The organism is Paenibacillus sp. SAFN-054 (assembly GCF_051966755.1).
In the GTDB taxonomy this organism is placed as follows: Bacteria; Bacillota; Bacilli; order Paenibacillales; family Paenibacillaceae; genus Paenibacillus_AQ.
Genome location: NZ_JBQCKS010000001.1, coordinates 1305607 through 1331740, shown reverse-complemented (window position 1 = coordinate 1331740; position 26134 = coordinate 1305607). Strand labels below are relative to the sequence as shown.

Genomic DNA, 26134 nt, shown 5'->3' with positions numbered 1-26134 from the left:
TCAATTTTGTCCCACTCGTAACTAGGAGAAGAACCCTGGAATATAATCCAAAAGAAGCGCGAAAGCATGAAAGGGGGAATCAGCCTGGCAAAGCATCTGCTTATTTACGACGTTGACTGGTGGATTTTGGGGAAGACTGCCAAAGTCATTCAGCTACATCAACCTGATCTGACGCTGATTTCGGCAGCAGAGCTTGATTCTCTCATTCAGACAGTAGGCAGCGAAGAGGTTAACCGGCGATATTCCTCGATCTGCGCAATGTGTCTGGGCATTGCCGCATGGGCAATTTTCAAGCATATCCGCATTGACGCTTCCGCAGCAGTTTCTTATTACTATTTCAGCCGGAATTATGAAACGTTTAGGGAGTGGAAGGACCCGGTGCTGCCGGACCCGGATTTTCTGCGTCTGGTGCTTTCCCGTATACCCGTAATCGGAGCAATGAACACCAAGCTGGCAGCCGTGCTGAAAGATATTGCTCCAAATGCCGAAGTCCATTTCATAGGTCATTTTGTCGATACGGACAAATTCACTCCGGCCGTTTCAAGGCGTGATTCATCGCAGCCTTTGGTTATCGGTTGGGCTGGTGACAAGGCGAAGAAGTCGAAAAATTACGAATCACTGCTGCAGCCGATCAAACAGTACTTTAAACATGACTCCGGTGTGCAGTTCTTGGAAACCTCGGGCGAATACGCATACGATGACATGCCGTTGTTTTACCATGGTTTGGACCTGCTGCTGATGACATCCGCGAACGAAGGCGGCGGCGCGCCGGCACTTGAAGCTTTTGCCTGCGGTAAGCCGGTGCTGTCGACGAATGTGGGATACATCAAGGAAGCGGCACATCGGGATGCGCACCCCCTGATCCTGGACAGCGATGACCCCGGGGCATTTATTGAGACCATACAGGCATGGATGAACCGAAGGGGGGAGCTTGAGGCCATCGGAATGAAATGCCGGTCCGAAATGGAAATGCGATGGAGCATAGACACGGCCGTCCATCACTGGACCAGGCATCTGTTTGGAAGGTAGGGAGGTGAAACGATGGGAACGTCCAATTGGCAAAATATTTCGTACTGCGTGGAATTGATTCGCCTGGTGGGTCCTTCAAGGGTACTGGATGTCGGCGTGGGGTTCGGGCGCTGGGGAATGCTCTGCCGCGAGTTCCTCGATGTATGGCAGGGAAGGGTATTCAGGGAGCAGTGGACGACGACCGTCGAAGGGATCGAGGTGTTCGAGCGTAGCATCGATGACTATCATGCCTGCTTCTACAACCACATTTACCGGGCCGATGCATACGAATTGCTGGTGAAACGGCAGGCGCTGCCGAAGTATGACCTTATTATCCTGGGCGATGTATTGGAACACTTCAACAAGCTGGAGGGAGCGGAGCTTCTCAGGTCCTGCCTAGGGCTGTGCAGATACGTGCTGCTTAACATCCCAATTGGACAGGATTGGCCGCAGGGCAGCGAATACGGAAATGCCTACGAAACTCACCGAAGCGTGTGGACGGAAGAAGATTTCAATGCTTTTCCTGTTGCCGAGAAACGAATGTTCAAAGACTATATCCAACGTGATTTTGCGACGATATTACTGCAAGGGTCAACATAATTATTCATTGAGTTGATACCAATTTTCTAAGAATATGGATACCAGATAGGAGGCGAATGCATGGTTGATCGGGGAGAATGGGATGATTCTGATGTGATCTGCGAAGTACCGATCGAGCTGCTTTTTACCGACCTGGATGTCATCTCCTCGCAAACGGTTCACCTGATCGAATGTTTCACCGACGCTTGGTACGAACACCACCTTCAATACAGCAACATTTCCATCATGCGCTTTACCCCTCATAGGGAACTGTTCCGGTATTTCCTGGGACAATCCGCTTCCGCAGCCGTGTATCAGGACTGGTACGACAAAATCTACTCGACAAGAGGCCTTGCTCCACCAATGGTTCCCGATCAATTATTGCTGCAGCGAAAAATGGAATTCATGAATATGAACAATGAGTTGTCCGCCAAAAGCTCTTTTTATCGGGATCACCCCATCAAGGCAAGCTATAATCCCTCAGGCTACTTCAACATTAAAGACGGTCACCACCGGGCGGCTTTCTTATACTGTAGCGGTCTTCGTCGTGTGTTCGTGAAGATGAGCGCATCAGATTACCGGCAGTGGAGGAATGATGGGCAGGCAGCTGCTGTTCAAATGCTGATCGAGCGTCAACAGCGCCGACTGATATACACGCCAATTCTGAATCCGGCATTCTATGACTGGGACAGTGAGAGAGACGAAACGTTTCCCTCTCGTCTTGATATGATGCTGCAGTATTTGGGCCCTTACTCGCTGCACGGTACTCGCGTAATCGATATCGGCTGTAACATCGGTTATCATGCAAGGTGCTTTACGCGGGAGGGAGCCAAGGTTACCGGGGTCGAGCACGATCCGAAACATGTAGAAATGCTGAACGAATTAAATCGCCTGGAACGAACCTGGTTTGATGTCATTCCCCAGCCGTTTCAGCAGGCGGAAGTCGGAAAGTTCGATATCGGTGTGCTGCTGACGGTACTCTACCATGTCATGAAGGATGAGGAGGACTGCCGCGCCTTTCTCCGTAAAATCGACGAATCTGTTGCACATCTGCTGTTCTGGGAATCGGGAGACGAAATCGAAGCAGAGAAAAGACTTCTGATGGCGAACACCGGTTTTCTCTATTATGAAAAACTGGCGGATACGGCAGGAACGGGGAAATACAGGGAACTTGGCGTATTTTTGAAATAATCGAAAGCCATTATCGTGGGAGGTTTAAACCGATGCCTAGGGATGTTTCTGTTCTTATTCCGTATCAGCCGGATGGCGGCCCGCGGGATGAAGCCTTACGCTATGTCAAGCAATTCTATCACAAGCTGCTGCCGGAGGCGGAAGTGTGCGTGGGGGAGCTAAAGCATGAGCTGTTCAGCAGATCCAAGGCGATTAACAAAGCGGCTTCGGCCGCGACGGGCCGCCTGTTCATTATCGCCGATGGAGACATCATCTATGATCCGGAGCTGATGAGAGAAGCATTGAATCAGGTTCGAGAGGATCGGTGGGTGATCCCATTCAGCAGCATTACACGCATGACCCGGAGCAACTCGCGGACAGCTTACGACCAGGAGGCGCAGTGGCCGATTCCTGTATCCCTTGAGACAAGAGCAGATCAAGCCCGTTATTTTGTCGGCGGGGTGAATGTACTGTCAAGGGCAGCCTTTGAATCCGTCGGGGGATATGACGAACGCTTTGTGGGATGGGGAGGGGAAGACGAGGCCTTTGCTTATTCGCTGGATACGCTGGTAGGCAAGCATGTTCGCTTGGAAGGGAATTTGCTTCACTTTTGGCATCCTTTCGTCGGACCATCAGGTAATCCGAACTACGAGGCGAACTATGCTTTGTACAGCGCGTACAAGGCGGCGCTTGGAAATCCGGCTCAAATGAGCCGCCTATTACAGGACAAAGAAGGGAAAGGAGCATGACTGCCATGAGATTGTCCTTAATCGTCCCGGTGCTGAACGAAGAAACGTTCGTCCCGCTTTACCTCGAAAGCGCAGCGGCATACGCCGATGAAATCGTCATCGTGGACGGCGGCAGCACGGACCGGACGGTATCCTTGATTGAGTCCTACCAGGAAACGCTCCCGATCCGTTTATTTCATATGCATCAAACCGGTTTGCCATACTCCGACGATTGGAACGAATCCAGGGTCCGGAATTTTCTGATCGAACAGGCTTCCGGAGACTGGATCATGAATTTGGATATCGACGAAATATTGGATGATTGTTTCCATGAGAGGCTCCCCGCGCTTATGGAGCGAACAGACGCGGACATCTTTCAATTTCCGTTCGTTAATTTCTGGGGCGACCCATGGACGATTCGCGTGAACAGCCCGGGTGATGAGCGCTGGTCCAATGACATAACCCGGATGTGGAGATCAAGTAAGGGAATTCGTTACCGAGATGAAAGGCATCACTGCACCCTGGAAGGCAGCGGAGGCGAAAGCATTTGGAGCTTTCCGCGCGCGAGGGAGGATATGAATATCTACCATTATCATTACGCCTTGGGAAGAAAAGTGAAATTCAACGATAACCGTCGCGGCGACTTGAATGTACCCGATAACGTAGGAAATCCGGACTGGAGCTATTCGCATACAGAGTACAGCATCGCGACCCTCCCGTTCAGCGGAACCCATCCGGAAGTGATCCGGCGGTATTTGAAGAAAAACCAGAATTAGCCGGATGGCATGCTTCGAGCCTGTTGGAAGGAATATTTAAAAGTCTTCTACATCCTGAGCAAGCATGGTGCCCGGGATGTGAAGACTTTTTATTATGACTGCGAGCTTTCTATGAATGTCGTCCCTTTCTTGTTCTTCAAAGCTTGAATGAGGGAAGGAACATCATGATCTTCAATAACAACTGCATTCTTGAGCTGTGATGTCAAAACCGCAAGTTGATGGGCATGATAGGACGGCGCGTCTATCACGGGATGCATTGAAGTAAGCGTTGAATCGATTTCCGTTTCCCCGCAGTACAGGATGTGATCGAACCGAATATCCCTGAGCAAATCGGGACGGTTGGTCAGATAGAGCTGCGGTCCGGCCTTCCGGATGCCGATGATATCATGACGATAATATTTCGTCAGATGCACAACGACGACCCGGTCCCGCTTGGCTGCAAGCTGCTTGACGATCTGCTGCAACCGGCTATTCATTCTGGACCAATCCCTGCCTCCGAGCACAAGCACGCATGGATGCGGGTCCGATTCGAGCCTGCCGGCAACCTTCTCGGGAGTATCTGCCTCGAAGAATAGGTTCTCCGGCCGCTTCGGGAGCTGCCAGGCTGTATTCCATTTCTGTTCATAATAGGCTTTATTGCTCCGCCAAAGCTCCTCGTACTCACCCGGATTCAGTTTCTTGATCGTGGCGCTGCCATGATGGTAGACAAAGGCGTCTTCGATAATGGCCAGCTTGTAGCCTGCACGCTTTACCCGTTCGCAGTAGTCGTCATCCTCGAACATTCCTATGCCGTATTTGCTGTCCAATCCGCCGACCTCATCGAAAACGCTTCGCCTCATGGCTACGCAGAAGAAGCCCAGCAGCTCCGTAAACCGGTAGCTGCCTTTGTATAGATCATAGAAGTCGCGCAACCAATAAGGATTGGCTCCTTCCACCGGATTACCTACAAAATGGTCGACGACCTGGTCGTTGCCGACATAGTTAGACATCGGACCCGTCATGCCGATCGTTGGGTCATTCTCAAACGGACGGATCAGTCGCTGGATCCAGCTTCCGTCCGGCACGATCGTATCGTTATTCAGAAGAATGATATATTCACCCGTCGCCTTGCGGCAGCCGAGGGAATTTCCGGCGGCAAATCCGAGATTCGCTGAGGAATAAATGATCCTGAACAGTTCGGGATCAAGCTCTTCCAGATGATGCAGCGTTTCATCCGTCGATCCATTGTCAATGATGAGTACTTCCATGTTGGGGTAATGTCCTGCCTTTTGCAGGCTTAGCAGGCACTGGCGGGTGTAAGACCAGTTATTGTACGTAAGGATGATGACGCTGACTTTTGGGAAAAGCAGCCTCAATATCGTTTGGTGCAGCTCTTGGTATCGATCGGTCCAGGTTTGCGTCAGCGCATACGCCTGCCGTATCTCCGCTTTTTCGGCATCATCTTCCTGAAGTGCCTGATCTATCGCGTGTTCGAAGGCTTCCGGCGTATCGGCGATCGAAGTGAGCCCGGCAGCGACGTTCTCAAGCTCCGGCAAATACGTCGAGATAACTGGCTTGCCGGCAGACAAGTATTCGTAAAGCTTCACAGGATTGGTTGCGCGGGTCAGGTCATTTTGCAGAAAAGGGATGATGGCCGCATCGAACCGGTGGAGATAGGACGGCAGCTGTTCGTAAGGCTTTTCGCCAAGCAGCAATACATTTGGAAGCTGCTCGATCGCCGAGGTGTCGCAGCCGAAAGTGTGTCCGATCAGTACAAAGGTCCAGTCCGTCCTGCGTTTGGCCAAGGCTTCAACAAGCTTCACATCGAACCAGTCCGAAATGGCTCCATAATATCCGATGACGGGACCTTCAACAACTGCCAATTCGGGTGCAGCGGAAACGGACGCAGCAAAATGAGAAGCGTCAGCAGCATTGCGGAGCAGCAGCGTGTTGGAATGCAGAGCATTCATACGTTCGTACAGGAGCAGGGAGGAAGCCAGAACGAGGTCGGAACTTTGTGCCAAATTCTTTTCCTGCCGAAGTACTGCCGTGTCATTGGTTGAAAATCCGTGATGTTCATCCATGCAATCGTAGATGAGTTTATGGTTTTCCATGACCGTAACGAGCGGGGTCCAGAAAGGCAGATCGACGATGGATACCAGATGCTCGATATGGAACCGGTCTCTGATATAATCAACCGACCAGTTCAGATATTGAATATCCATCTCGTTCATTTGGTCTCTGTACAAATTGAGCCTGCGGCTTGCACAAAGCGTAATGAGCCAAATATGCGGGGCGATCCGTTTGATTTTGACGTGTTGAGAGACCTCTTCATAGGTAGCATGCTGCTTTGGAAGCACCGAGACGTTCGTCATCATATAAAAGACCCGGTGGCCGTGGGTAGCAAACTGCTGCGAGATTTGCTGAGGACGCTGCCACCTGAAATCCCAGTCAATAACCGGAAACCGGAACACGTCATAAGAAGTTGGCTCCTCGGCCCATACGCGATTCCATTGGGAAGTCTTCTCCGCTTCTCTTTTATTCAAAGGATCGATGGCTTCTATAGCCGGCGGGCCTGGATCGGAAACTTGCGTCGTAATTACAGGGCTCAGAAGCGGAGCGGGGGCAGGCCGACGTCTTTTAGGTATAATCCTTTTTCTTTTTCGGGGCTTCAAAATAGAGGGAGATGCTGATTTTGTTATGGGCTTCCGGGTTTTCTTCCTGTTCAACGCGATTCTCCTCCCTAAACCATTGTCTATGTTCAAACTATGTATGAGAGCGGATATACGCTTGGGTGAAACACCATGCCGGAGTATAAAAGCAGGAAATTCTCCCATTCTTGCATTCCGTATTCCGGGTCTGGTAGGCAAAATAATCAACTTTCCGCATACAGGTTGCCGCTTCCTTAACAGCAACATATGGTACTCATGACTAATTAAAGGAGGCAGAGCCGTGAAGCTGCACAGAAAAAGTTTGCATGATACCAGTTGCGTTACCGCAGTCCGCAAAAAGAACCCGTCCTCCCTAGGCAAGAAGACAGGCTCATTTAAAAGAAAGCTGAGAGAGCTTAGAAGACTCTTTCTTACCAGTTTGGAGCGGCTGACAGAGCAAGTCAGAAAACTCAAACTACGCGTAAACCGCCTGTCCGCCCATGTCAATGCCCTTCAGGACCAAGTGGACACCCTTTCTAACAACGAAGCGGGAACCAGAGCATTCCTTATCAGCCGAGTGGGAACGAGAGTGACCCTTGAGACGCCAGCGGGTACATTATTCGGTACGCTGACGAATGTTGGAGAGGATTTCATTCAACTGCGGGAGCCGGATGGAAGCATCGTGCTTCTGCCGCTGCGAAACATATTATCCCTTGTCTGATGGCGAAAAAGAATACTTTGAGCAGGTAAGGAGGAGTCGAATTTTATGGATTTTATAGAGGCGCTGAATACCTTTGTCGGCAGATCGGTCGAAATCGTCCAGCCCGGGCAGTTTTTGCAGGGACAACTGACGGCAGCGGCCGGCGGTTTGGTTACCGTCGGACTTGTCAGCTCGAATTATATCCCTGCATCCCGGGAAGTCACGGCAATAGGCAACAATATCACTTATGTCCGCGTTCTTCCATAGGTTGTATCGGGGAGCAACTGCATAATCACGTCAACATCTCTGAATGATGCTTCAACATCCAGGCTTTCCATTCTTCATAGCGTTGATCGTAGGCATGGGTCATGCTGTTCTGTCGTATTCTCCGATTGTACAGGGGGAAGGGGATATGATGCCAAGCTTCACTCGCGGTTAAACGGACCAGCAGTTCGATATCCTCATACAATCTTCCTCCCCAGGGTACGGAAGTGTTCCAGCCTTCGGCTTGGTTCAGCAGATCGGTGCGATACATTCGGGGAGCAATCGCCATGCCTTCTTCCAAAAGGCTGCGATGAGTAATGATATGCGGCGTATGCTTCACCCCCCGGAAGATCAGCTGTCCGTTCCTTCGTTCCTCCCATTCATAATGGTTGGCGTATAGGATTCCTTTTTCATCGTTCATATGAGCCTGCTCAGCCAGCTTAAGCAGACTGTCGGCGGTCAGCCAGTCATCGGCGTCAAGCTCGAGCAGCCAGTCGCCTTTGGCATGCTTCAGGGCTTCATTCAAGCAAACGGCCTTGCCTTGGTTACTCTCCATGATCAAGCTGCGAATCCTTGGGTTGGGCTGGAGTGTGTTCAGATACGCCGCCGTCCCGTCCGTAGAGCCGTCATCCACGATCATCAGCTCCCACGCAGGATACGATTGGGCGATGACGGAACGGACAGCCCACGGCAGGTAGCCGGCGTTATTGTACGTACACAACACGATGGAAATGAGGGGCAGCTTGGATGGATGGGGCCGATGGATTTCGTGCGAATAGAAATTTTTCAAGAGCGGGAGCAATTCCTGCGGCTCGACCTGGGTTAATGGCATCGCCGCTGCTCTGGATGGGGTGTAGGATTCTGTTTCTGCGTAATGCCACCCTTGATTGGATAAGAGCTGGAGCTGCTTATCTGTGAGTACATAATGGTCGAAGGGAAGATGACTTCGTTCACGAAATCCGCCTTCCGGATCCGCCATGACGGCTGACGTCCGCCAATAAGCAGCATGCTTATTTTCGAATGGAGAAACATGCTTGCGAGAGATTCCTTTAGGCATGATGATAACACCTGCTAAGCCGTAATTAAGCCCGGCCTTCCACTGCTGGAGCACTTCCTGGAAGCCCAATCGGACGGTATCCCCTGCATGAAAGGTGAGAAAAAACGGCTCTGTGTATTGAGCCAGTGTCTCATTCAGCATCTTCCCGGTTTCGACCTCAGCCAAGCGCACCACAGTCACATCAGGCAGGATATCCCGAATCGACCATTCAGTCTGGAGCGTATTCATAAGGCGTCCGTCTGAGACGATAAAAGCAATCATGTAGGCTCCTTTCTAGCGTTAAGCATCATCAACGAGAATTACTTTTACAAGGTATGCGAAACCTGCCCAACTGACACTTTAACCGGACGAAATGTAACTATATATGACCCGAAGAAAAGGCATTCTTTCGCCAGTAATTAAAAAGCCGCATTTCTGCGGCCTTATTTAACAGTGCATGCACTGGCTTACCGGTTGTCGATCTTCTCCGGGTACAAATCGTGGTTCATCAGGCGATGTTCAGCGATTTGTTCATATTTCGTTCCAGGCTTGCCGTAGTTGCAGTATGGATCGATGGAAATTCCGCCCCGCGGCGTGAATTTGCCCCATACCTCGATGTAGCGCGGCTCCATCAGCTTGATGAGATCGTTCAAGATGATGTTCATGCAGTCCTCATGAAAATCGCCGTGATTGCGGAAGCTGAACAGATAGAGCTTCAGCGACTTGCTTTCGACCATTCGCTTATCCGGGATGTAGCTGATGTGCAGTGTGGCAAAATCCGGCTGTCCGGTGATCGGGCATAGACTCGTGAATTCAGGGAAATTGAATTTCACGAAATAATCGCGGTAAGCATGTTTATTGTCGAAGCTCTCCAGCACTTCAGGGGCATATTGAAACACGTATTTCGTCCCCTGGTTGCCGAGCAGCGTTAAATCTTCCATTTCTTCAGGTTGTCTTCCTGTCACTTGAAATTCCTCCTAAGGCGGTCTATACGCCGCGTTTGTTGCCCCATACCAGCGTGTGCAGCTGCGGAAGCACCCTCACTTCATTCAACGAATCGGATGCCATCACTTTATCGATCAGCAATTCATACTGCTTCAGTAGTTCTGCGGCATGATGGGTTGTGTCCATCCGGGTCACGTCCGAGTTTCCAACCTGCAAATACATGGGAGCGGCGGGATAACGCTGATGAACCGTTTGAGCGTACAGCAAGTCGCTGTCATCGAAGATGACAACCTTCAGGCTGTAAGCATAAGCGGCAGGGCGGTTCGCGATTTTGTTTACGATTTCATCCAGCGCATCCCATTTCGTATGCATTCCTGAAGTTGGCGGCTTCGGCGAGATTGTCACTTCATCAATATCCAGCAGCCAGTCCTGCCAGCGGCTCCCTTGTGTTTCGACAGCCAGCCGGACACCGTTTGCCTTCAGAAGCGATACGAGGGAGGAGAGCTGAGGAAGCAGGAGCGGATTTCCTCCAGAAATCGTCACATGGGAAAAGCGGTTTCCGCCAAGGCGCTTCAATTCGTTCCATATATCTTCTGCACTCATTTTGCGGATGTCTCGTATGCCGCTGCCATCCCAGGTAAAAGCCGAGTCGCACCAGGAGCAGCGGTAATCGCAGCCGGCCGTGCGGACGAACATCGTCTTTTGGCCGATCACCATGCCTTCGCCCTGCACGGTAGGCCCGAATATTTCCAATACGGGTATGGCAGGCGCCGCCTTGAGGGAATTTGAAGCTTCTGCGTTCATCATTCTACCCACTCCCGGCGGAATTCGGCATAACTGGTCGGTGTTTCGTACAATCGCACAAATTCCGTGCGGCCATGATCAATCTGATTGGCATATGCATCAGAACGGAGCGCTGCTTCCATCTGCTCATAGAGCCAGATCACCATGTTTTCCGCTGTTGTATTCATGAGCGGTAGCGTCTCATTCAGATACCGATGATCCAGATGCGGCTCGATATTTTGTTTCCAGATGTCTTTGACGAGGCCGAAATCAGCAGCAATGCCGATCGAATTCGGATAAGCACTGATGCCAAAAACGGCTTTATACGTATGACCGTGGAGGTTTTTGCATTTGCCTTCATAGGCGTGCAGGTGATGAGCAGCGTCAAAGGTGAATTCCTTGCTGACCATCACGCGGCAGTGTTTATACTTTAAATCTGAGGTTTGTATATCCGTGCCAAGCTGCTGCAGATGATCCACAATATGAAAGGTTCCCGGGTTGTTCTTCATCGGCGGATTTCCCCGGATTGTCTTTCCAGGAACATTTGCAGTCCTTTGCGGCGCAGCTCGCAGGATGGGCATTCACCGCAGCCGTCGCCGACAATACCGTTATAGCAGGTCAGCGTGCGCTCGCGAACGAACTCAAAGGCGCCATGGTCATTCGCCATGGCCCAGGTTTCAGCCTTATCCAGCCACATAAGCGGGGTATGGATCACGAAATTATAGTCCATGGCCAAATTCAAGGTAACGTTCAGAGATTTGACGAAGGCATCCCGGCAGTCCGGATATCCGCTAAAATCAGTCTCGCATACACCGGTTACAAGATGCCTTGCGCCGGAAACTTTGGCAAAAACGGCAGCAAAGCTAAGGAAGAGATGATTGCGTCCTTCAACGAACGTACTCGGCAGTTCGCCTTCCTCCTGGGTAATATCGATTTCGGTGCGGGTCAGCGCATTCGGAGCAAGCTGATTCAGCAGGCTCATATCGAGCACGGTGTTCTTCACGCCAAGCTCATTCGCAATGCTTTGCGCACACTCGATCTCGAGGCGATGGCGCTGTCCGTAATCAAACGTGACCGTTTCGACTTCGCCGAATTGCTGCATCGCCCAGAACAGGCAGGTGGTGCTGTCTTGGCCGCCGCTGAACACGACAACCGCTTTTTCATTTTTGAGCATAAAAAAACCTCTCGATCTTCAAATTGTGTTGGTAAAAACGCGTGAATGCGTCTATACCTTTTCGAAGAGAGAGGGTTCATGAACTGTCTCGAAAAACCTGGCCCAGCACCAAATAAACCCGGGTGAGCCATCTTAGTTTTTTATAGAGGGAGTTCGCGAACCTCTCCCGGAGGCGGCATCAAGGCCGCAGCCGGACTTTCTTCAGTTGCGCTCATATGGCGCAGGGCTCATTATAGCACAACTTGCAAGGAAGTGAATACCCGCTTGCTGATGAACCATCGGATGTATTGTATTTCCTGCTTGCAAGGAACCCAAAGACAAAAATCCCTTGGACCTAGGCTGTTGCCCGCGTCCAAGGGATTGGATGAAATATAGATTAAGCGTGCTGAAGAACCAATTTGTTGGCCACTTCTTTGACTTGGCGAAGTCCTTCTTCGATGAACTCGTTCGCTTTGTCACGCTGTGCGTTGTGCCCTTCGATGATGACTTCATCGATGATTTCCATACCGAACACGCCGCCGAATACGTTGCGCATGTAGTTCACGGCCATTTCCATCGGAGCTACTTCCGGAGCGGAGTAGAAGCCGCCGCGTGCGTTCAGGAAGATAGCCTTCTTCTCAGGCATAAGCGAAACCATGTTGCCTTCTGCGTCATATTTAAATGCAAAGCCTGCAGCATACACATAATCGATGAAGGTTTGCAGCTTCGCAGGAATGGTCAAATTCCAGAGCGGGAATGCGAATACGACAACGTCCGCTGCTGTCAGGGCGTCCATGGCTTTTTGCTTGGCAGCCAAAAGGCGGCTTTCAAGGTCTGTCAATTCTGCGCCGCTTTGCAGCTTGCCGAATGCGTTGAACAGGTCTTGACCGAAGTAAGGTGTGTCTTCTTCGAACACATCATAGGTCGTCACATTCAGGTTTTTGGTATCCTTGACGGCTTCCATGAATGTTTCGTACATCTTGCTCGAAATGGCCTCTGATGCCGGGCGGTTATTTGCTTTTACGACTAATACGTTCATGCTGTATTTTTCCTCCAATGGTTGAACACAAAGATGATGCGGAACCAAATAGATGTCAATCCGGTTAGCTTGAATTCCTTGTGTTAACGAATATAATTTTGCACAATGAATGTGGCATTTATAAAATGAACTGAAATTTACTTTCTCTCAGTTCAACTTACATATTGAATTGTAAGCAACTTTCAAAAATTCCGCAACCCTAAATTACTTACTTTTTTGCTTTTTTAGCGATGACTTTCACAAAATGTTTGAAATTAAGATATTTTTTTTCCTCGCGCTGCAATCATGATATAGTAAATAGACGGCTTGTACTAGACATATAGAAAAGGGTGTAATCAACATGAAATACAAAATGATCGTTCTGGATCTTGACGATACGCTGCTCCGCGACGACCAATCGATATCTCCCCGCACAAAAGAAGCACTGATGAACGCGCAGGAGAAAGGTGTTAAGGTCGTATTGGCATCGGGACGTCCCACATACGGAATGAAGGATATTGCCAAGGCATTGGAGCTGGAGAGATTCGGAAGCTTCATCCTGGCTTTTAACGGGGCCAAGATTATCAACTGCAAGACGGGTGACGAGGTATTCACCAGCACTTTATCCGTGGAGACGGTACGTAGACTTTACGAGATCAGCCGGCGGGAAAACTTGTCCATGCTGACTTATTTGGGTGACCACATCGTTACCGAAGACCGAAATGAGTTCACGGATATCGAATCGGGTCTGACAGGCATGAGCATTCGCGAGGTGGAGAGCTTTGTGGAGGCTGTGCAGGAGCCGGTCGTGAAGGTATTGATGGTGGATGAGCCGGAGACATTGGCTGTCGCGGCGAAGAAGCTTCAGTCCGAACTGGCAGGAGAACTAAGCGTCATGCGTTCCAAGCCATTTTTCCTCGAATTCACGGAAGCCGGGGTCGATAAGGGGACGAGCCTGCATCAGCTGATTCAGCATCTGGGCATCGAGCAGGAAGAAGTGATTGCCATGGGCGACAGCTTCAACGATCTGGCGATGATCCGGTTCGCCGGACTGGGCGTAGCGATGGGCAATGCACGTGATGAAATCAAGGAAGCAGCCGATTACATCACGGATACGAACATGAACGACGGCGTGGCGAAGGTGATCGAGAAGTTCGTTCTTGCTTATCAGCAGGCCTAATCTTCAGTAAAATGAAAAGGTCGGGATTAATCCACCAGCATGGAGGATATTCCCGACCTTTTTGGCATGCGTTTCGTTTCGATAAATAAAGTTCAGTTTACATATATCCGATCAGACCAGAACCTTCCGGAACTCCTGCGTAAGCAGAGGCACGACTTCGAACAGGTCGCCGACGATGCCGTAATCCGCGACCTTGAAGATCGGAGCTTCCGGATCCTTGTTGATCGCGATGATGATCCGTGATTGGCTCATGCCCGCCAAATGCTGGATCGCGCCGCTGATGCCGCACGCAATGTAAATCTCAGGGGTCACCACCTTGCCAGTCTGGCCGATCTGCATCGAGTAATCGCAGTAACCGGCATCGCAGGCTGCCCGGGAAGCGCCCACCGCACCGTGCAGCACGTCAGCAAGCTCCTCGAGGGGCTTGAAGCCATCCGCGCTTTTAACGCCGCGTCCGCCGGAGACGACGATTTTCGCCTCGGTAAGGTCGACCTTGCCGGAGGTCTTCCGCACGACGTCCTTGACAACCGAGCGGAGGGAGCCGGCAGGAGCATATTCAAGCTCGACGATCTCGGCCGGATCGGAAGAGGCTTGCACGGGTTCGATGTTGTTCGGGCGTACCGTGACGACCTGAGGTCCGCCGTTGAACTGCTTTTGCTCAAATGCCTTGCCGGCATAAAGCGGACGCGTATAGAGAACATCGTCGCCGTTCTTCTCAATGGTGGTCACATCCGAAATCTGTCCTGCACCCAAATGTGCGGCTATCGCCGGCGCCAGGTCCCGCCCCTGAGCGGTATGCCCAACAACAACGATGTCAGGTGTTACGCGTTCGAATACCGTCTTCATCACGTTGAGATAGGCTTCGGGATTATATATTTCCAGATCGGGATGATCGACGGAAAAGACTTGGCCATCCACGTACTTTGCAAGCTCTGAAGCCAGCGGCGTAATTTGGGAGCCTATTAGAACTGCTGCCGTGCTGTCGCCGTCCTCCTTGACGATCGAAGCCGCCTGAAGCGCTTCCAGCGTGACCTGACGCAGGCTTCCGCCGCGTACCTCCGCTATCACCACAACCGTTTTACTCATTTTCAGATTCCTCCTTAGGTATGAAGATCCATGAATTGTAAGACGTTTGAATGCCGGTAACTCCTGATGCCTGCGCCGGATTAGATCAGCTTGGCTTCGTTGCGCAGCAGGCTTACGAGCTCGGCGGCCTGCTGCGCATAATCGCCTTGCAGGATTCTTCCCGCCTGACGCTGCGGCGGCAGGGAGAGGGAGATGCGTTTCGTTTTGGCGGCCGCATCGCTGTCACTGACGCCCAAATCCGCTGCCGCTATGCGGTGGAAGGGCTTCTTCTTGGCTTTTATAATCCCCGGCAAGGATGGATAGCGGGGTTCATTGAGGCCTTGCTGTGCCGTAAAGACGGCAGGGAGGGTGACCTCCAGCTTTTCTGTGTCGCCCTCGGCATCGCGTTCCGCGGCTGCCTGCTGTCCGCTGATCGTCAGCTTTGTAATGGAAGAGGTATGCGGAATATCCAGCAGCTGCGCCAGCCTAACTGCGACTTGGCCGCCGCCGCTGTCTACCGAGAAATTGCCGCCAAGAATGAGATCGTAAGATTGCTGACTCAGATAAGCGGCGAGCAGGCGGGAGACCGTATATTCGTCGATGGCAAGACCCTCGCTGCCGATCAGAACCGCTTCATCCGTGCCCATGGCCAGGGCGGTCCGCAGGGCTTCGGCCGTACGTTCCGGTCCAACGCCCACGACGGTAATCGATCCGCCGTGCTGATCCCTTTGAAGCAGTGCCTCCTCGACAGCATACTCATCGTAAGGGTTCATCACGTATTTCACGCCGTCATCGGAGATTTCGCCTCCCTCAATGACGATTCTTTCCTCAGTATCGAAGGTTTGCTTCAGCAGTACAAAGATATTCATGTGGCAAGCTCCTCTCAATTTATGAATTGGATTATTTCAAGCCTTTCAAGAAAAATTCAACCGTCTTATCGACCTGGCCGGTGAGCGAATACTTCCGGTCCGAGATCAGCCAGGAGGTGACGACCTCATCCATGGCACCGAATATCAGATGACGCGTCAATTTGACATCGAGGTCCTTGCGGAAGGAACCTTCCGCAATGCCTCTTTCCACAATATGCTCAATCAGCTGAATATAAGGCTTTACCACAAGGCCGATGGCTTTACGGAGTTCCAGCTGGCTCTGTCTCAGCTCGACCTGCGTCACGTAAGCAAGGTTCACGTTATTTTCCAGCTCGGTATAATGGATCTCGCATACTTTGCGCAGCGCGTCATCCGCCGTATTGGTTTCCTTGACGCTGCTGTGGAACATTGCGACCAGGTTTCCGAGCCGTTCCTGGAACAGGGAAATAAGGATATCTTCCTTGTTTTTAAAATATAGATATATCGTACCGTCCGCGACACCAGCCTCCTTTGCGATCTTGGAAATTTGGGAGCCATGAAACCCGTTTTCCGCTATGACTTTTAATGCTGCATCCAAAATTAACTCATATTTTTCCATTTTTCTACTTGTCATCAGGCCACCCCGGTGTTAGAATTCAATTGACTGAATGAATGCTCATTCATTTTTTCTCAATCTTATGGTAAACGCTGTCAATTGTCAATCATTCAGATAAGATTTGTTGTGAAGGATTTTGTAAAGGTCAAGGTAACGGGATCGATTTTTGCAGAATCTTAATTTTACAAGTCATTTGTAATCGCTTTCTATTGTAAACAAGTAATAAATTTACTTTTATTCTATGAAAGGACGGATGGCGAATGGTGTGGCAAATGGTCAACTTACTCTTGTTTATCGCTGTGGCAGGTTACGGCATCTACCTCTTTTACAAGGCCGTCTACCACCGGATCCTCTACGTGAAGCTGGGCAAGCCGGCCGATTTCCGGAAACAGCGCGAAGGGAAGTGGGGTGAATTTCTGTCGCAGGTCTTCGGGCAGAAGAAACTGTTCAAGGATCTGAAAAGCGGCGTGATGCACTTCGTTATTTTTTACGGTTTTATCATCCTGCAGTTCGGCGCACTGGATCTGATCATTAAGGGCCTGACGAATGGCGGCCATCTGCCGCTTCCGGCCTATGACGTGTTCAGCCTGCTGCAGGAGATCACCGTGTTCCTGATCCTCGTTGCCGTAGGATATGCCGCATACCGCAGATACGTCGAGAAGCTTCCCAGGCTGAAAAAGGGCTGGAAGCCGAGCCTGGTCGTCTTCTTTATTTTCTTCCTCATGCTGTCCGTTGTGCTGTCCCTGGGCTTCGAGAGAGTCTGGCTGGATCAGGAAGCGTCGGGTTACGCACCAATCTCTTCCCTGTTAGCTGCATGGTTCGGCGGGATGTCCGCCACGGCAGCGAAAGTCATGTTCTACGTATTCTGGTGGGCACATTTGCTCATTCTGCTCTCTTTTCTTGTGTATGTCCCTCAATCCAAGCATTTTCACTTGATTTCCGCTCCGGTCAATATTTACCTTGGTCGCTCCGAACCTGTCGGCAAGCTCAGCAAGCTGGATTTGGAGGATGAAGAAGCAGAGTCCTTTGGCGTCGGCAAAATCGAGGACTTCACCCAAAAGCAGATGATCGACTTCTATGCCTGCGTGGAATGCGGCCGGTGCACCAACGTATGTCCGGCTTCGAACACCGGTAAGGTGCTGTCACCCATGCATTTGATCGTCAAGCTTCGTGACCACTTAACGGAAAAAGGTAACTCCATCACCGGTAAATCGCCATACGTGCCCGAATTTGCTTTTGCGACGGATGGCGCCCATGCATTGTCCGCCTCAGGCACGGAGCCTGATTGGAACGCAGACAGCATCACGGACATCAAACCGACGCTAGCCTGGCAGAAATCCACCTGGACTCATCAGAAGAAAAATCCGCAGGAGCTGAACTTGATCGGCGATGTGATGACCGAAGAAGAAATATGGTCCTGCACAACGTGCCGCAACTGCGAAGACCAATGTCCTGTCGGCAACGAGCATGTCGACAAAATCATCGATCTGCGCAGGCATCTCGTACTGATGGAAGGCAGCGTTCCGGCCGAAGGCCAGCGCGCCCTGCAGAACATCGAAAGACAGAGCAACCCTTGGGGTCTGAACCGTAATGACCGAGCCAATTGGAGCGGGGAGGTGGAAGGCATCCGGGTGCCTACGGTTAAGGACAATCCAACCTTCGAATATTTGTTTTTCGTCGGTTCCATGGGCTCTTACGATCTTCGCAGCCGCAAGATCTCCCGGGCATTCGCCAGACTGCTGAACGAATCGGGCGTGAATTACGCCATTCTCGGCAACGAAGAGAAGAACTCGGGCGATACGCCGCGCCGGATGGGCAATGAAATGCTGTTCCAGCAGCTGTGCATGGAGAACATCGAAATTTTCGAAAAATACGGTGTCCAAAAAATCGTGACCGCGTGTCCACACACTTTTAATACATTCAAGAATGAGTATCCGGAATTTGGCCTCGAAGGCGTGGAGGTACTGCATCACACTCAGCTTCTTGACCAACTCATCCGCGAGGGCAGGCTGACTCCTCATCATGAAGTGAAAGAACGCATTACGTATCACGATTCCTGCTACCTTGGCCGGTACAACAACGTGTACGATCAGCCACGCAGCGTGCTGAAGGCCATCCCCGGCGTAGAGCTCGTCGAAATGAAGCGAACGCGGGAGAATGCGATGTGCTGCGGCGCCGGCGGCGGGATGATGTGGATGGAGGAAACCTCGGGCAAACGCGTCAATCTGGCGCGCACCGAGCAGGCCCTCGAAGTGAATCCCGGCATCATCAGCAGCGCCTGTCCTTACTGCCTGACCATGATGGAGGACGGGACGAAAATGAAGGAAGTCGAAGACCGTGTGAAAGCGAAGGACATCGCGGAAATACTGGAGCTCTCCGTATTCGGCGATCATCCCGCTCACAATAAAGGACTAGAAATGGAGGCAAGCACAAAATGAATAAATCCATTCGCAAAGCGGCCGTCATCGGCTCCGGAATCATGGGTTCCGGCATTGCGGCCCACTTGGCTAACGTCGGTATTCCGTGCTTACTGCTGGATATGGTGCCGAGACAGCTGACAGAAGAGGAAACAGCGAAAGGCTTGACCTTGGAGAATCCGGCTGTACGGAACAGGCTTGCATCAACGGCCATTGCCAAGCTGGCAAAGACCAAACCGGCTCCGCTCTTCGATAACGCGTTCGCAAGCCGCATGACGCCCGGCAACCTGGAAGATCATCTGTCCGAGCTTGCCCACGTGGACTGGATCATTGAGGTCGTAGTGGAGAATCTGGACGTAAAGAAGGGCCTGCTGCAAAGAATCGAAAAGGTGTGGACGCCGGGAACGATCGTCAGCTCCAACACGTCGGGCATTTCGATCAATGCCATGGCTGCGGATTGCAGCGAGGCATTCCAAAAGCATTTTATGGGGACGCATTTTTTCAACCCGCCCCGATATATGAAGCTTCTTGAAATTATTCCAGGGGAACATACGGATCCGGAGCTCGTGGCCTATATGAAGGGATTCTGCGAAAAAGTGCTCGGCAAAGGCGTTGTGCTCGCCAAGGACACGCCGAACTTCATCGGCAACCGCATCGGCACGTATGGACTCCTCGTCACGATGAAGGAGATGACCGAAAACGGCTTTACCGTGGAAGAGGTGGATGCTGTAACGGGTCCGGCGATGGGCCGTCCGAAAAGCGCAACTTTCCGCACGCTGGACCTGGTCGGGCTGGATACGTTCGTACATGTTGCCGACAACGTATACAACAATGTAACGGATGAGCAGGAGCAAAGGATCTTTACCGTTCCGCTTCAGATGAAAAGCATGGTGGAGAAGGGATGGCTCGGCGAAAAGTCGGGTCAGGGCTTTTATTTGAAGAAAAAGAGCGCTGCAGGCAGCGAAATTCTCGCGCTCGATCTGACGACGATGGAATATGTGCCGCAGAAGAAGCCCAAATCGGCTTCGCTGGAAGCTGCAAAGCTCGCGAAGGGAGCCAGGGAGAAAACCAAGGCGCTGCTTGGAGCGAAGGACCGTTATTCCGACTTGGCGTGGAACATTCTGAAGCAGGTGCTCATTTACTCGGCGGAAAAGGTCGGCGAAATTTCGGATTCCATTCGGGAAATCGACGACGCCATGAAATGGGGCTTCTCCTGGGAGCTTGGACCGTTCGAGACATGGGATGCTATTGGTCTCACCCGTTCGGTAGAGCGCATGGAAGCCGAAGGCTTGAGTGTCCCGGCTTGGGTAAAGGATTGGATTGCGGCAGGCAACACATCTTTCTACAAAAATGAAGAAGGAAAGCTCTACTCCATCCATATCGGCTCGTCCGCCTACAAGGAAGTGGAATTCGCGCCGGAAATCATCAATCTGCGCAGCTTGAAGGAACAGAATAAAGTCATCAAGGGCAACAGCGGAGCCAGCTTGATCGATTTGGGGGATGACGTGACCTGCCTGGAATTCCATTCGCCGAACAACGCGATCGGAGAAGATATCCTGAGCATGATCACGCAGAGCCTTGATGAGGTCAGAAAGAATTATAAAGGCATGGTCATCGCCAATCAGGGGCGCAATTTCTGCGTAGGGGCCAACATCATGCTCCTGCTCATGGAAGCCCAGGATGAAGAATGGGATGAAATTAACGACATTATTCATTTATTCCAAAATACGATGTACAAGGTCAAACGGTTTGAAAAACCGGTTGTGGCCGCGCCTCACCGGATGTGCCTTGGCGGCGGCGTCGAAGCCTGCATGCCGGCCGATCAGGTCGTCGCTTCTGCAGAAACCTACTATGGATTGGTTGAAGTCGGCGTCGGACTGATTCCGGCCGGCGGCGGATGCAAGGAATTCGCGCTCCGCTGCAGCCAGCAGGCGAACGTCGAAGGCGTGGACCTCCAGCCGTACATCAATCACGTGTTCCAAACGGTAGGCACGGCGACGGTATCCAGCAGCGGCTATGACGCCAAGAAGCTCGGATACCTGCGTCCATCCGACCGTGTCGTTGCCAATCAGGACTTTGCAATTTACGAAGCGAAACAGTCCGTACTCGGACTCGCCAATACGGATTATAAGCCGATTCCGGAAGAGAAAATCCGCGTAGCAGGCGCTGAAGGCAAAGCCGTTCTGCAGCTGGGAGCGATTGAAATGAAACGCGGCGGCTATATCAGCGACCATGATCTGCTTATTGCGAAGAAATTAGCGCATGTGCTCGCGGGTGGCGATGTCCCTGCCGGATCGCTTGTGACTGAGCAATACATGCTCGATCTGGAGCGCGAAGCGTTCCTCAGCCTGTGCGGAGAACCGAAGACCCAGCAGCGTATGCACCACATGCTGACCAAAGGCAAAGCACTGCGAAATTAAGATCCCAGGGGAGGGTGAATTCGAATGAGAGAAGCAGTAATCGTATCTATGGCCCGTACTGCCATCGGCAGAGCCAAAAAAGGCAGCCTGGCCCAAACCCGGGCGGATGATCTCGGCAAAGCCGTCCTGGAAGCGGTGGTAGACCGTGCGCCAGGCCTGAAGAAGGAAGATGTGGAGGATATCATCATTGGCTGCGCGATGCCGGAAGGAGAGCAGGGACTGAACTTTGCCCGGATCATGTCGCTGTACGCCGGTTTTCCGGTTACCGTGCCAGCTCTCACGATCAACCGATTTTGCTCGTCCGGTCTGCAGTCGATCGCGTTCGCGGCTGAACGTGTCATGCTGGGCTATGCTGATGTGTTGATTGCCGGCGGCGTGGAGAGCATGAGCCATGTGCCGATGACCGGATTTAAAGTATCGCCGAATCCGCGGCTGGTTGCGGAAATGCCTGAAGTTTACATGGGGATGGGACATACCGCGGAGGAAGTTGCAGAACGCTTCGGCATCTCGCGCGAGGATCAGGACCGTTTTGCAGCCCGTTCCCACAAGAATGCGGCTAAGGCGGTCGCCGAAGGCAAATTCAGCGATGAAATCGTTCCGGTTCAGGTTGAAATGAAAAGCGTGGACGACAAAGGGAAGGTTCATGCCAAATCTTTTACGTTTCAAATGGATGAAGGCGTGCGCGCAGATACGACGCCGGAAGTGCTGGCGAGGCTGAGGCCAGCATTCAAGCTCGGCGGCACGGTAACAGCCGGCAACTCGTCCCAGACGAGCGACGGTGCCGCCGCGGTGGTCGTCATGAGCAGAGAAAAGGCCGACGAGCTCGGCTTGAAGCCGCTCGCTGCGTTCCGTTCCTTCGCCCTTAGCGGCGTGGAACCGGAAATTATGGGTGTCGGTCCGGTGAAAGCCATCCCGAAAGCCTTGCAAATGGCAGGGATTTCCCAGGACGACGTGAAGTTGTTTGAAATCAACGAAGCCTTCGCCTCACAGTGCGTGCATATCATTCGCGAGCTCGGCATTGACGAGGAGAAGGTCAACGTGAACGGCGGCGCGATTGCACTCGGCCATCCGCTGGGCTGTACCGGCACCAAGCTGACAACGACGCTCATCAGCGAGCTTCGGCGCCAAGGCGGGGGCTACGGGGTCGTGTCGATGTGCATCGGCGGCGGGATGGGAGCCGCGGGTGTGTTCGAGGTGTATCCGGAGTAATGCTTTGATGTTGTTAAAAATTCATGTCAATTGAATCTTATTACAATCGTAAAGGAGAGATAGAGCATGAGTACAACGATGAACAAAGTGGTGGGCGGAAGTTACATCATTGAGGATACGGATTTCAATCAGATTGTGACGCCGGAGGATTTTACCGAAGAACACCGCATGATTGCGGAGACGACAGCCGACTTCGTGGCAGGAGAAATCGTGCCGCATGATGAAGCTATCGAGAAGCTGAACTACGAACTTACGGTTGAAAAAATGCGCAAAGCCGGCGAGCTGGGCCTGCTCGGAGCGGATGTGCCTGAAGCTTACGGCGGTCTGGGACTCGATAAAGTCAGTTCGACGCTGATTAATGAAAACCTGACGAAGGCATCTGCGTTCGCGCTCTCCATCGGGGCCCATGTCGGCATCGGCACTCTGCCAATCGTGTACTTCGGCACGGAGGAACAGAAGCAGAAGTACCTTCCGCTCCTTGCAACCGGCGAGAAAATCTCCGCATACTGCCTTACGGAGCCATCTTCCGGATCCGATGCGCAGGGAGCCAAAACAACGGCAACATTAACCGATGACGGTGAATATTATGTATTGAACGGAACGAAGCAGTTCATCACGAATGCCGGTTTCGCGGATGTCTTCATTGTGTATGCCAAAGTTGACGGCAAAGATTTCAGCACCTTCATTGTGGAGCGAACTATGGAAGGCGTGAGCATCGGGCCAGAGGAGAAGAAGATGGGCATCAAGGGTTCCTCGACCTGCCAGCTCATCTTGGAAGACGTGAAGGTGCCCGTAGAGAACCTGTTATGGGAGGTTGGCAAGGGTCATTTGATCGCGTTTAACATTCTGAACATCGGACGTTTCAAGCTGGCTGCGGGCTGCGTGGGCGCATCCAAAGACACGATCGAGCTTGCTGCCGAGTATGCCAACGAACGGACCCAGTTCGGCCGCCGAATTTCGTCCTTCCCGCTGATCGGGAAAAAGCTGGCCGACATGAACACGAAAGCGTTCGTTCTCGAAAGCATGGTATATCGGACCGCCGGACTCTTCGATGTGGGCCTGGCCGAGGTGGGTCACAGCAGCCCGCAGGTCGGGTATCAATCCGCCAAAGCGATTGCCGAGTACCAGCTTGAATGCTCCATTAACAAAGTGTTCGGCTCGGAGGTGCTGGATTTCATCGTGGACGAAGGCGTGCAAATTCATGGCGGCTACGGCTTCACCCAGGAATACCGCGTGGAGCGCAATTATCGTGATTCCCGTATCAACCGTATTTTCGAAGGCACGAACGAGATCAACCGCCTGCTAATTCCGGGCTCCCTGGTGAAGAAAGCGATGAAGGGCGAGCTTCCGCTCATGCAAAAGGCGATGGCGCTGCAGAACGAGTTGATGGAACCCATTCCGAACCAGCTGTTTGACGGCACGCTAGAGCAGGAAGCTCATCTGCTGAAGATGTCCAAGAAAATCTTCCTGATGTGCGGTGCACAGGCTGTGCAGAAGTACCAAATGAAGCTTGAAGAGCAGCAGGAAATCCTGAGCAATTTGGCCGATATGATGATTTCCGTCTTTGCAATGGAAAGCGCGCTGCTACGGACACAGAAGCTCATGGACCGCTCCGGCGAGGACAAGGCGAAGCTCGCGATCCAAATGACGACCGTATTTATCCATGAGGAATTCGCGAAAATTGAGAACTGGGCCAAGGAAGTGCTTGCCGTCATGGAATCGGGGGATACACTGCGTACGCAGCTGTCCGTTCTGAAAAAGCTGGTCCGCAAATCGCCGATTAACGCGATTGGCATCAAACGTGAAATTGCAGCGAAAGTAATCGACGCAGAAGCTTACGTTTTGTAATTTTGTGAGATGGGGTGGCCTGGATGACGAGTAATCCATGGTTAGATCAATATCCGGAAGAGGTCCCGCACAGTTACGATTATCCGAAGCAAAATCTGGCACGGTTTCTCATCGATTCAGCGACTTTATATCCTCAGCATATCGCGCTCGATTTTCTGGGGAAGAAAATATCTTATGCAAGCCTGCTTAAAGACGTCTACCGTTTTGCGAATGCCCTGAATCAGCTGGGCGTTCGCAAAGGGGACCGGATTGCCGTCATGCTGCCGAACTGCCCTCAAGGAGTGATTGCCTACTATGGCACACTCCTTGTCGGCGGTGTAGCGGTCATGACGAATCCGCTGTACGTTCCGCGCGAAATCCAGCACCAGCTGACAGACTCGGGAGCGAAAATCATCGTAACTCTGGATGCATTGGTCGCCCGGGTGCAAAAAGCGATGGAGCATCACCCGATGGACCGTGTGATCGTCACTTCGTTAAAGGATTATCTTCCCTTTCCGAAAAATGTACTGTATCCGATCAAAGCCAAGAAGGACGGCATGGCTGCAACGGTCGAATATGATGATCACGTCCTGTCATTTGTTCATTTTCTTAGAAACTCCAGCGAAACGCCTTGCGAGGTTCCGGTCGATGCTGAAAACGATTTGGCCTTGATCCAGTACACGGGAGGAACGACCGGATTTGCTAAAGGGGTCATGCTGACGCACATGAACCTGGTATCCAATACCATTCAGGCGCAGCTTTGGTTCTACCGGTCACAGGTGGCCAAGGAAGTGTATCTCGCAGCACTGCCTTTCTTCCACGTCTTTGGGCTGACGGTGCTGCTCAACCAAGCGATGTATATTGCAGGTACGCTGCTATTGATTCCGCGTTTCCAAATCGATGACGTATTAAAAACGATCCACAAGAAAAAGCCAACGGTTTTCCCGGGGGCTCCGACGATGTATATTGCCGTCATTCATCATCCGGAGGTCGGAAACTTTGATTTATCCTCCATCCAGATTTGTATCAGCGGCGCAGCTCCTTTGCCGCTCGAGGTACAGGAACGCTTCGAGAAGATCACAGGGGGCAAGCTGATCGAAGGATACGGCTTGACGGAAGCCTCGCCCGTAACCCATGCCAATAACATTTGGGAGAAGCGTAAGACCGGTTCGATCGGCATACCGTTCCCGGATACTATCGCTCGCGTCGTTCATCCTGAGACGGGGGAAGAGATGCCGCTTGGCGAAATTGGCGAGCTGGTCGTGAAGGGCCCACAAGTCATGAAAGGCTATTGGAACAGGCCCGAAGATACGGAGCGGACGCTTCGCGACGGATGGCTGTATACGGGCGACTTGGCCCGGATGGACAACGAAGGCTTCTTCTACATTCTCGACCGGCGCAAAGATCTCATTATTGCAGGAGGCTACAATATTTATCCGCGTGAGGTGGAAGAGGTATTGTTCGAGCATCCGGATGTGGAGGAAGCGGTTGTAGCCGGGATCAACGATCCATACCGCGGCGAAAATGTAAAGGCTTACATTATCCTGCGCAAAGGCTCGAACCTGACGGATCAAGAACTAAAGAGCTGGTGCAAGGAACGGCTCGCTGTCTATAAGGTACCGAAGATTTACGAGTTCCGCGATTCCTTGCCAAAAACGCTTGTCGGAAAAGTGCTGCGCCGCAAGCTGATTGAGGAAGAGAATGAAAAGCTGGTCAATCAGTCGAAGGTCGATCTTTAAAACCATGCGTGCACATGAAATTT

The 26134-nt window shown here is 51.9% G+C and carries 23 protein-coding genes and 1 riboswitch; of the genes, 13 read left to right on the top strand and 10 right to left on the bottom strand.

The features are described from left to right. Window positions 1–66 precede the first annotated feature (66 nt). The 5 genes from ACTHPM_RS06265 to ACTHPM_RS06245 are packed head-to-tail and all read left to right on the top strand — an operon-like array spanning window position 67 to window position 4261. Window positions 67–1029, top strand: a complete 963-nt coding sequence (locus ACTHPM_RS06265; RefSeq protein ID WP_440394336.1) for a glycosyltransferase family 4 protein — start codon at window positions 67–69, stop codon at window positions 1027–1029. A gap of 12 nt (window positions 1030–1041) precedes the next feature. Further along, window positions 1042–1608, top strand: coding sequence for a methyltransferase domain-containing protein (locus tag ACTHPM_RS06260; protein WP_440394335.1), 567 nt, complete (start codon window positions 1042–1044; stop codon window positions 1606–1608). A gap of 60 nt (window positions 1609–1668) precedes the next feature. Beyond that, on the top strand, window positions 1669–2778 hold the full coding sequence (locus tag ACTHPM_RS06255; protein ID WP_440394334.1) for a class I SAM-dependent methyltransferase: 1110 nt from the start codon (window positions 1669–1671) through the stop codon (window positions 2776–2778). Window positions 2779–2810: 32 nt separating this feature from the next. Next, on the top strand, window positions 2811–3506 hold the full coding sequence (locus ACTHPM_RS06250; RefSeq protein ID WP_440394333.1) for a galactosyltransferase-related protein: 696 nt from the start codon (window positions 2811–2813) through the stop codon (window positions 3504–3506). A gap of 5 nt (window positions 3507–3511) precedes the next feature. Continuing rightward, window positions 3512–4261, top strand: coding sequence for a glycosyltransferase (locus tag ACTHPM_RS06245; RefSeq protein ID WP_440394332.1), 750 nt, complete (start codon window positions 3512–3514; stop codon window positions 4259–4261). Between the two features lie 92 nt (window positions 4262–4353). Here the strand turns inward: ACTHPM_RS06245 and ACTHPM_RS06240 are convergent, their stop codons facing one another. After that, window positions 4354–6786, bottom strand: a complete 2433-nt coding sequence (locus ACTHPM_RS06240; RefSeq protein ID WP_440394331.1) for a glycosyltransferase — start codon at window positions 6784–6786, stop codon at window positions 4354–4356. Between the two features lie 406 nt (window positions 6787–7192). On the opposite strand from ACTHPM_RS06240, the gene ACTHPM_RS06235 reads away from it, so the two are divergent. Next, entirely contained in the window at window positions 7193–7612 is a 420-nt protein-coding gene (locus ACTHPM_RS06235; RefSeq protein WP_440394330.1) for a hypothetical protein, read from the top strand. A gap of 45 nt (window positions 7613–7657) precedes the next feature. Next, the gene (locus ACTHPM_RS06230; RefSeq protein ID WP_440394329.1) at window positions 7658–7858 is read left to right on the top strand and encodes a hypothetical protein; all 201 of its coding nucleotides are present in this window, start codon (window positions 7658–7660) and stop codon (window positions 7856–7858) included. Window positions 7859–7883: 25 nt separating this feature from the next. Here the strand turns inward: ACTHPM_RS06230 and ACTHPM_RS06225 are convergent, their stop codons facing one another. The 6 genes from ACTHPM_RS06225 to ACTHPM_RS06200 all read right to left on the bottom strand — a co-directional run bounded on the left by ACTHPM_RS06225 (window position 7884) and on the right by ACTHPM_RS06200 (window position 12811). Beyond that, entirely contained in the window at window positions 7884–9173 is a 1290-nt protein-coding gene (locus tag ACTHPM_RS06225; protein WP_440394328.1) for a glycosyltransferase family 2 protein, read from the bottom strand. Window positions 9174–9358: 185 nt separating this feature from the next. Continuing rightward, a complete protein-coding gene (gene queF, locus ACTHPM_RS06220) occupies window positions 9359–9856 on the bottom strand; it encodes a preQ(1) synthase (RefSeq protein ID WP_440394327.1) in 498 nt (165 codons plus the stop codon). A 22-nt stretch (window positions 9857–9878) separates the two neighbouring features. Next, a complete protein-coding gene (gene queE, locus ACTHPM_RS06215; protein WP_440395363.1) occupies window positions 9879–10640 on the bottom strand; it encodes a 7-carboxy-7-deazaguanine synthase QueE in 762 nt (253 codons plus the stop codon). Next, window positions 10640–11128: a 6-carboxytetrahydropterin synthase QueD gene (gene queD / locus ACTHPM_RS06210; RefSeq protein WP_440394326.1), complete on the bottom strand. Its 489-nt coding sequence runs from the start codon at window positions 11126–11128 to the stop codon at window positions 10640–10642. The genes queE and queD overlap by 1 nt, the downstream gene beginning before the upstream one ends. Then, the gene (gene queC / locus ACTHPM_RS06205; RefSeq protein ID WP_440394325.1) at window positions 11125–11793 is read right to left on the bottom strand and encodes a 7-cyano-7-deazaguanine synthase QueC; all 669 of its coding nucleotides are present in this window, start codon (window positions 11791–11793) and stop codon (window positions 11125–11127) included. Before queC ends, queD begins: the two co-directional genes overlap by 4 nt. A gap of 131 nt (window positions 11794–11924) precedes the next feature. Continuing rightward, a riboswitch (PreQ1 riboswitch) is annotated at window positions 11925–11963 on the bottom strand. A 206-nt stretch (window positions 11964–12169) separates the two neighbouring features. Continuing rightward, window positions 12170–12811, bottom strand: coding sequence for an FMN-dependent NADH-azoreductase (locus ACTHPM_RS06200; RefSeq protein ID WP_440394324.1), 642 nt, complete (start codon window positions 12809–12811; stop codon window positions 12170–12172). A 340-nt stretch (window positions 12812–13151) separates the two neighbouring features. Between ACTHPM_RS06200 and ACTHPM_RS06195 the strand changes: the two genes are divergently transcribed. Continuing rightward, entirely contained in the window at window positions 13152–13970 is an 819-nt protein-coding gene (locus ACTHPM_RS06195) for a Cof-type HAD-IIB family hydrolase (protein WP_440394323.1), read from the top strand. A 111-nt stretch (window positions 13971–14081) separates the two neighbouring features. On the opposite strand, the gene ACTHPM_RS06190 is transcribed toward ACTHPM_RS06195, so the two are convergent. The 3 genes from ACTHPM_RS06190 to ACTHPM_RS06180 all read right to left on the bottom strand — a co-directional run bounded on the left by ACTHPM_RS06190 (window position 14082) and on the right by ACTHPM_RS06180 (window position 16517). Beyond that, a complete protein-coding gene (locus tag ACTHPM_RS06190; RefSeq protein WP_440394322.1) occupies window positions 14082–15056 on the bottom strand; it encodes an electron transfer flavoprotein subunit alpha/FixB family protein in 975 nt (324 codons plus the stop codon). Window positions 15057–15136: 80 nt separating this feature from the next. Then, window positions 15137–15904 carry an electron transfer flavoprotein subunit beta/FixA family protein gene (locus tag ACTHPM_RS06185; RefSeq protein ID WP_440394321.1) on the bottom strand — a complete coding sequence of 256 codons (768 nt, stop codon included), beginning with the start codon at window positions 15902–15904 and terminating at the stop codon, window positions 15137–15139. 31 nt (window positions 15905–15935) lie between these two features. Beyond that, complete coding sequence (locus ACTHPM_RS06180) at window positions 15936–16517, bottom strand: TetR/AcrR family transcriptional regulator (RefSeq protein ID WP_440394320.1); 582 nt, start codon at window positions 16515–16517, stop codon at window positions 15936–15938. A 242-nt stretch (window positions 16518–16759) separates the two neighbouring features. Here ACTHPM_RS06180 and ACTHPM_RS06175 point away from each other — a divergent pair, with 242 nt between their 5' ends. The 5 genes from ACTHPM_RS06175 to ACTHPM_RS06155 all read left to right on the top strand — a co-directional run bounded on the left by ACTHPM_RS06175 (window position 16760) and on the right by ACTHPM_RS06155 (window position 26111). Continuing rightward, window positions 16760–18937: a heterodisulfide reductase-related iron-sulfur binding cluster gene (locus tag ACTHPM_RS06175; protein ID WP_440394319.1), complete on the top strand. Its 2178-nt coding sequence runs from the start codon at window positions 16760–16762 to the stop codon at window positions 18935–18937. Beyond that, window positions 18934–21336 carry a 3-hydroxyacyl-CoA dehydrogenase/enoyl-CoA hydratase family protein gene (locus ACTHPM_RS06170; protein ID WP_440394318.1) on the top strand — a complete coding sequence of 801 codons (2403 nt, stop codon included), beginning with the start codon at window positions 18934–18936 and terminating at the stop codon, window positions 21334–21336. Before ACTHPM_RS06175 ends, ACTHPM_RS06170 begins: the two co-directional genes overlap by 4 nt. Window positions 21337–21360: 24 nt before the next feature. After that, window positions 21361–22545: an acetyl-CoA C-acetyltransferase gene (locus tag ACTHPM_RS06165; protein ID WP_440394317.1), complete on the top strand. Its 1185-nt coding sequence runs from the start codon at window positions 21361–21363 to the stop codon at window positions 22543–22545. Window positions 22546–22611: 66 nt separating this feature from the next. Beyond that, complete coding sequence (locus ACTHPM_RS06160) at window positions 22612–24393, top strand: acyl-CoA dehydrogenase family protein (RefSeq protein ID WP_440394316.1); 1782 nt, start codon at window positions 22612–22614, stop codon at window positions 24391–24393. A 23-nt stretch (window positions 24394–24416) separates the two neighbouring features. Beyond that, entirely contained in the window at window positions 24417–26111 is a 1695-nt protein-coding gene (locus tag ACTHPM_RS06155) for an AMP-binding protein (RefSeq protein WP_440394315.1), read from the top strand. The last annotated feature ends 23 nt before the right edge of the window (window positions 26112–26134 follow it).